Below are 319 nucleotides of genomic sequence, written 5' to 3'. Positions count from 1 at the left end.
TGGTAATGAACTATTTTTTTTATTGTGTAGTCTTTTAGTTGGGTGTAGTATTGAACTACATTTTTTTAATGGTAGTTTTTTATGACAAAAGAGCTGATTGTAGTTAAGTCAAATAACTTCGTTGAAGCCAGTTACAAACTGACTTTAGACGAAATGCGGGTGCTTTTATTAACGTTAGGGGTTTTAGACCCTGATAAGCCTAAAAGAGAATTTGAGTTTACTGTTTCAGACTTTGCCAGTCGCTTTGGTGTTGATGAAAAAATTGCTTACCAGCAGGTGAGCAAAGCGATTGATAAGCTGGGTGGGCGTTGGGCTGTTA

At 36.7% G+C, this 319-nt stretch carries 1 protein-coding gene; it reads left to right on the top strand.

Annotated elements, in window-relative coordinates; all coding sequences use genetic code 11:
- Positions 1-81 precede the first annotated feature (81 nt).
- Positions 82-319 (top strand): replication initiation protein (locus QS62_RS07025; protein ID WP_156550097.1); only part of this gene is annotated, 238 nt, incomplete at its 3' end.

The organism is Gallibacterium salpingitidis, assembly GCF_001678495.1.
Lineage (GTDB): Bacteria > Pseudomonadota > Gammaproteobacteria > Enterobacterales > Pasteurellaceae > Gallibacterium > Gallibacterium salpingitidis.
This window is presented reverse-complemented; position numbering and strand designations above follow the sequence as displayed.